At 45.7% G+C, this 6,973-nt stretch carries 4 protein-coding genes and 2 pseudogenes; 4 read left to right on the plus strand and 2 right to left on the minus strand.

The features are described from left to right. A pseudogene (locus tag X919_RS0106955) lies at positions 1–160 on the minus strand (transposase); the annotation flags it as partial. A gap of 19 nt (positions 161–179) precedes the next feature. Here X919_RS0106955 and X919_RS16050 point away from each other — a divergent pair. The 4 genes from X919_RS16050 to X919_RS0106975 all read left to right on the plus strand — a co-directional run bounded on the left by X919_RS16050 (position 180) and on the right by X919_RS0106975 (position 6,498). Further along, entirely contained in the window at positions 180–428 is a 249-nt protein-coding gene (locus tag X919_RS16050) for an integrase core domain-containing protein (RefSeq protein WP_081759434.1), read from the plus strand. A 373-nt stretch (positions 429–801) separates the two neighbouring features. Next, positions 802–3,942, plus strand: a complete 3,141-nt coding sequence (locus X919_RS0106965) for a SusC/RagA family TonB-linked outer membrane protein (protein ID WP_051502461.1) — start codon at positions 802–804, stop codon at positions 3,940–3,942. Between the two features lie 5 nt (positions 3,943–3,947). Then, positions 3,948–5,660, plus strand: coding sequence for a RagB/SusD family nutrient uptake outer membrane protein (locus X919_RS0106970; RefSeq protein WP_253270105.1), 1,713 nt, complete (start codon positions 3,948–3,950; stop codon positions 5,658–5,660). A gap of 19 nt (positions 5,661–5,679) precedes the next feature. Further along, on the plus strand, positions 5,680–6,498 hold the full coding sequence (locus X919_RS0106975; RefSeq protein ID WP_028899535.1) for a hypothetical protein: 819 nt from the start codon (positions 5,680–5,682) through the stop codon (positions 6,496–6,498). A 269-nt stretch (positions 6,499–6,767) separates the two neighbouring features. Here the strand turns inward: X919_RS0106975 and X919_RS17100 are convergent. Further along, positions 6,768–6,973, minus strand: a pseudogene (locus X919_RS17100) (IS982 family transposase); the annotation flags it as partial.

Here is a 6,973-nt window from a genome sequence, read left to right on the forward strand (position 1 = left end):
AGTTGTGTATCGAGCGATGTCGCGAGTGTACGAGGTTAGCTTTATTCTTCAAGAGTTCATTGATGCACTCAATGGTATAGCGTTTTCTTAACATCATCTTATCCCACATCGGCATCAGCTTGTTCTTCATTTTAGCCTTTAGGCCATGAACGAGTTGGATACTCAAGAATACACGAGGCATGAGCTCAACAAAGTTTTATCCCGAACTCGCGTATTATTTCTGTCCCTCTGAATTAGAAAAGGCTGTTGCCCAATGGGTGAAATACTATAATGAGAGCAGGTTTCATGAATCATTGGATAATCTTACACCAAGAAATGTATATTTAGGCCAAGGGGAGGAAATTAAAAGGATAAGAGAAACTATAAAGCAAAATTCAATCAACAAAAGAATTTCTGAGCATAAAAGAATGAAATTACAGAGTAAATAACTATATTTGCAGTTGTGCACTTTTGTTTGGCAACGTACAGGTTCAATTTGATAATCTCGGCATACTGCTGGTTGACAGTTTCACGCAACAATCGCATTTCTTCCGTCATGTCTTGTAATACTTTTGATATATCCGTAACTTGCTCTTTCATAGGTATAAAGGTACAAAGAAAATCTGAAATACGCAAGAAAAATGAGCATCTTTATAGCCTTTATACGAAGATTTTTGAGGAGAGAATACGGACTGGTCAATACCGGTGAATAGTTATAAAGTTGTGCTTTTTTAGTATAAAAATATTAAAAAAATTGTGTTGTGGATGAAAAAACATTATTTTTGCATGTACTTATAAAGTTTAGACAATTAAACTCTTATTATGGAAAAGAAAGGGTTAACATGGTTTACTGGCCTACCCCAGCATAGCAGGCGAATACTGCTGTTGTTGTTGTCAGTTTTGTTTTGCCTTACTGTTTCCGCGCAACAGCAGATTACGGCAAAGGGCAGTGTTTTATCCTCCGACAATGAACCCATTGTTGGAGCAACTATTTTGCAGACTGGTACCAGCAATGGTACAGTTACGGATATTAATGGCGAGTTTACCATTACGGTTCCTGCTGGTTCAATGCTGAAAATATCGTATATCGGCTTTCAGACTCAGGATGTTAAGGCTTCATCACAGTCCCTGCACATTGTTCTGAAGGAAGAAGACAAGTCGTTGAACGAGGTGGTTGTGATGGGCTATGGCGTTCAAAAGAAAAAACTGGTGACGGGTGCAACGGTGCAAGTGAACGGCAAAGACCTTGAAAAGCTCAATACTGTAAGCCCGCTGGGAGCACTGCAAAGCAAGACGCCAGGTGTGACAATTACGCAATCGTCGGGCATGCCTGGTGAAGGATATAAGGTAAATATACGTGGCTTGGGTACGACTGGCGACTCAACACCTCTTTATATTATTGATGGTGTGGCAGGAGGAAATATCAATGGGCTGAACCCTGCTGACATAGAGAGCGTTGACGTATTGAAGGATGCCGCTTCGGCCGCTATCTACGGGTCGCGTGCTGCCAACGGCGTTATCCTTGTTACTACCAGGCAAGGTAAGGCTGGAAAGGCGCAAATCAGCTACGACGGCTACGTGGGCGTGCAGAATGTATATCGTATGCCCGACCTGCTTAACGCGAAAGAGTATGCCATGATCATGAACGAGGAAAGAATGCAAGACGGTTTAACGCCTTACAATTTTGCATCGTTGGTACCCAACTGGAGCGATATCGAAAGCGGAAATTGGAACGGAACCAACTGGATGGAGGAAATAAGAAACAAGAATGCTCTCATTACCAATCATGCTGTCAATATAGCAGGGGGTAACGATCGTTCCACATTTTCTGTCGGATTATCTTATACTTATCAGGACGGTATTCTGGGAAAGCCGTGCGAACCCAACTTCTCGCGCTATACGGCACGTATCAATTCCGAACACAAGATTATACAACGCGGTAAGCTTGACGTATTTACGATAGGTGAAAATCTGTTATACGACTATACCCAAAACCAGGGAATATCTATCGGCGACAATTACGGAAACGATCTTCGCAACATGCTTCTCACGTCGCCTTTCCTGCCGAACCTGAATGCTGACGGAAGCTATCATTATGCCATACCATGGGAAATACGAGAGCCTAACCCGATAGCAAAGATGTATAACGTAAGCGGAAACAACCAGAGCAAGAGTCATGGCTTGAGGGCTGCGCTTTATGCTGTGTTGCAACCCGTCAAAGGACTACGGCTGAAAACTAATTTAGGTTTCACGCTCGGTGTTGATTCCTATCGCAGCTACACCCCCGTTTATAAGCTATCAAGCAATGTAATGAACGACGCTGATAATGTTTACCAGAGCCTTTCTGCCGGATGCTCGTTGATGTGGGAGAATACAGCCAATTATGTTTTTACGTTAGGCGGCAAGCACCACTTCGATGCGTTGCTTGGACAAAGTATTGAAGCCGATGGCCTTGGCGAAAGCATCACAGGTTCTAACACCAATTCGCAGTTTGATGACTTCAAGCATGCCTATCTTGTTAACACGTCGGCTATCACTGCCCGCACAACATTGACGGGAAGTCCGTGGGGTAAAGAGACATTGGCTTCGTTCTTCGGGCGCGTCAATTACGATTATCAGGATAAATACATGGCCACATTTGTGTTGCGCGCTGACGGTTCAAGCAAGTTCGCCCGCGGCCATCAGTGGGGCTATTTTCCTTCTGTTTCTGCTGGATGGGTGCTTACAGAAGAGCCGTTTATGTTGTCAACGCGCAACTGGTTAAGCTTTTTGAAACTGCGTGCAAGCTGGGGACAGAACGGAAATCAGTCGATACCGGGCTATCAATACCTCTCTACCATCTCATTTACCAATATAGATTATACTTTTGGTAAAGACAAATCGGTGATAACCAACGGTGCTTACCCTGATATCTTAGCCAACCCAAATATTACCTGGGAGAAGTCAGAACAAACCGACCTCGGCTTTGATTCGCATTTCTTCTCGGGCAAATTGGGGCTTACTTTCGATTATTACATCAAGCGGACACGCGATTGGTTAGTGCAGGCTCCTATCTTAGACACGGCAGGTACCAACGCTCCTTATATTAATGGAGGCGATGTTCGCAACAGCGGGATTGAATTAGCACTGTCGTGGAACGACCATATCGGCGATTTCTCTTACGGTGCCAATCTTAATTTTGCCTATAATAAGAACAAGGTTACGCGCATTGCCAATACTGAAGGCATTATACACGGCGAAGCAAATGTGTTAAGTAATGGTACCGACGAGGTGTATCGTGCACAAGTTGGCTATCCGATTGGCTACTTTTACGGCTACAAAACAGCCGGAATTTTCCAGACACAAGACGAGATAGACCATTACACCGAAGCTAAATTAAGCGGTTCCCGTCCCGGCGACGTGATATGGGTAGACACTAATCACGATGGCGTTATTGACTTAAACGACCGTTGTATGATTGGCGATCCGCACCCCGACTGTACGCTTGGTTTCTCCGTTAACATGGCATGGCGCGGCTTTGACGTCAGTGCTACGATGAACGGAGCCTTCGGTAACCAAATTATGAAGTCGTATCGCTCGTTTGCTGACTACCCAAAGAACAACTTTACATCCGATATTCTCGACCGCTGGCACGGTGCTGGTACCTCAACTCGCTGGCCAAGGCTTACCTCGGGCACCTCAACCAACTGGCAATTCATTTCTGATCTCTATGTAGAAAACGGCGATTTCATGCGCATGCAGAATGTAACCGTGGGCTACGACTTTAAGCATCTCTTCAAAACGCTGCCCTTTGAACAGCTCCGTCTTTATTTTTCGGCTAACAATTTATTCACTATTACCGGCTATTCGGGAATGGATCCAGAGGTGGGTTACGGTGGTACCGCTGCATGGGCATCGGGTATCGACCTCGGCTTTTATCCCTCTCCAAGAGTGTATATGATTGGTGTTAACGTTAAATTCTAATGAAAATGAAAATAAAACATATCATTTTTGTCACAGCCATGTTGCTGATTGCCGTCAGCTGTAACGACTTCTTAAGTACGGAAAATCTTACGAAGAAGAACAATTCCAACTTTCCCCGCACCGAAAGCGACGCGTCAAAGTCGCTCACCGGCTGTTATGCTATGCTGCGAAATATGACTGATGACGCTGAAGGACAGAACATTTTTATCGTATCTGAGGTGCTTTCCGACGACCGATTTGGAGGTGGAGGTCCCGACGACAGGTATGCACAGGCACTTGATCATTTAAAAAAGTCGAGCGATAACATGTTTTCTGACCTTTGGAAAATTAACTACAAAGGCATTTATCGTTGCAATATGCTACTGGAATCGTTGCCCAATATCCATTTCAGCAGTCAGCAAAGCCACGATAAGATTGAGGGTGAAGCCCGCTTCCTGCGCGCTTATTTCTATTTCAATCTGGCCAGGAGCTTCGGCCATGTTCCCCTGATTACTACTTCTCAATCAGGTAACGAGCCGCAGGCCGAACCCGAAAAGGTATACGCCCAGATAGCAACCGACCTCAGAAAAGCTATTGATTTGCTGCCCAATACAAAGGCTGACGTGGCTCCTGACACGCAGTTGGGCCATGCTACACGGTGGGCTGCTGAAGGCATTCTGGCGCGCGTGTTCCTTTTCTATACTGGATATTATCAGAAAGAAGCCCTGCCAACGCTCGATGGTACGCTGTCGAAGACAGATGTTGCCGCTCTTCTGAAGGATTGTATTGACCATAGCGGGCATAAGTTAATGCCCGATTTCCGCAACCTCTGGCCTTATTCCAATCCCTATACGGCGCCCGATTATCCCTACGCTGCGTCGAATCATCTCAGCTGGTACGGGGAGGACGGGGCCAATCTTGAAACTATATTCATGATTAAATATAGCTCAAAGGCCGTATGGGACGACAGCAACGCTCACCGAAACAATCAAGTTGACCTCTACTTTTCGCCGCGTGAAACCGACAGCAGCACCGAAAACAACTTCCCTCTGGGTATAGGATGGGGTTTCGGTCCCGTCAGTCCGGCCATGATTAATGACTGGCAAACGGCCGAGCCTACTGACTTACGCCGCAAGGCTTCTGTCTTCGACGTGGTCGATGAAGCCCCCAATTACGTGTGGGGAGCTGACAAACAGTATAACGAAACTGGCCTGTGGCAGAAGAAATATTGCGCTATCAACGTGAAGGTTACCGATGCAAGCGGCAACGTCAGCTACGAAAACTATTCGAGAAAACTCTATCCTGGCATCGACCCCGACTATCAATTGAACAACATTCAGGACATTGTTGTTCTGCGTTTTGCCGATATTCTGCTGATGTACAGCGAGCTTACGCATACCGTCAACGGCATTAACGCCGTGCGTGCACGTGCTGGTCTGACACCCATTACGGCGTATTCCGACAACGCGCTGTGCAATGAGCGTCGCTGGGAGCTTGCTTTCGAGGGCCTTCGCTGGTACGATTTGCTTCGCTGGCATATGGCAGGTGATGCGCTTGCCCGTGAAAACGGAGTACCGATGCAGGATAATCTGGAGCAGAAAACAATGGATATGTCCGACATTCGCCAGCGCGTTACCGATACCGGAGGCTTCCTTCAGATACCACAAACGCAAATAGACCTCTCCAATGGTGTGCTGAAGCAGAACCCAGGGTGGACGGGAGACAATTTGTTGTATTAATAAAATAGGAGTAAAAACAATGAAACAATATATATTTTTAGTGCTTTGTACATGCTCGGCACTGCTGTTTTCGTGCGAGCCTGTGATGGATGACAAGCAGCTTGGCAATGTAGTTGATGAAAACGAACTAAAGCTTGATGTTCATGCTACAACGCCGGGGGGCAACCAAATCATTATGGTTAACAACACACTGGGCGTGGGTTCCTACTGGGATTACGTGATAGGACGCTCGGCTGCTGACCGCGACACGGTGTCTCTGCCATTCCTTGGCGAGCAAACTATTACGTTTACAGGCCTCTGTGACGGTGGTACTGTTACTACGACACGTAAGGTAAACGTTACGTCTATTGACCATCCTGTGGCCCGTGAGTGGGAATTGTTTGGAGGAAGCGGTCAGCAAGGCAAGAAGTGGACGTGGGACAGCACGGTGGCTGCCGTTTATGGAACGGGCGGATACCTTACAGAATTTATACCCGACTGGACGTCGATTGCTCTTGCCAACGTTGATGAGAAAGACGGTTATATGGTGTTCGACCTTAACGGAGGACCTAATTTTACGCGCTATGCTGCCGATGGCACAGTAGTTGAAAAGGGTACTTTTGCGTTCAACATGTCGTCGTCGAAGAACAATCCTGACGATGGCTCGCAATGGAGCATAGGTACTCTAACCCTCACAGGGGCGACAGTGCTGAGCGGTCACATTTATGGCGCAACCGAAAAACAGCATAAATTCGACATCCTTACGCTTGACGATGACCACCTTGTGCTTTGTGCTGCTCCTGAAGGCACCGCTGCATGGGACAACAGTACGTTCTGGATTTTCAAACGGAGGAACTAAGTTTTATTGTTTTTTGGATGTTTCTGTACCCCCTGTTTGGTGGGAACATACCTCCTTGTTGGTGGATACCTTAATTCCGCAGCGTAAAATCTTTTAAGAAATCCAAGTGCCTGAGAAACAAAGTCCTCAAAACACTTGGATATGTCAGAATTTTTACCTATTTTGGTGCAGCAAACATAAAAAATAGACAAAAATCTGACATGATAAAGGTAGCAATTAAAAACGAGAATATCACTTCTTTCTGAGGATTTTATCATATTATACGCGAGTTAGGGATAAGCTTTGTATGTAAATAGTTCTAACTGCTTTGATTTTTCGACATAAACAGGTAGTGCCTCAGGTTTATTGTCAAAAAAGCAATAGGCTGTTAGGGCAGAACATAGGTTCATAATGAAGTTGTGTATTGAGCGATGTCGCGAGTGTACGAGGTTAGCTTTATTCTTCAAGAGTTCATTGATGCACTCAATGGTATAGC

The sequence above is a fragment of the Prevotella sp. HJM029 genome (assembly GCF_000599605.1).
GTDB lineage: Bacteria > Bacteroidota > Bacteroidia > Bacteroidales > Bacteroidaceae > Prevotella.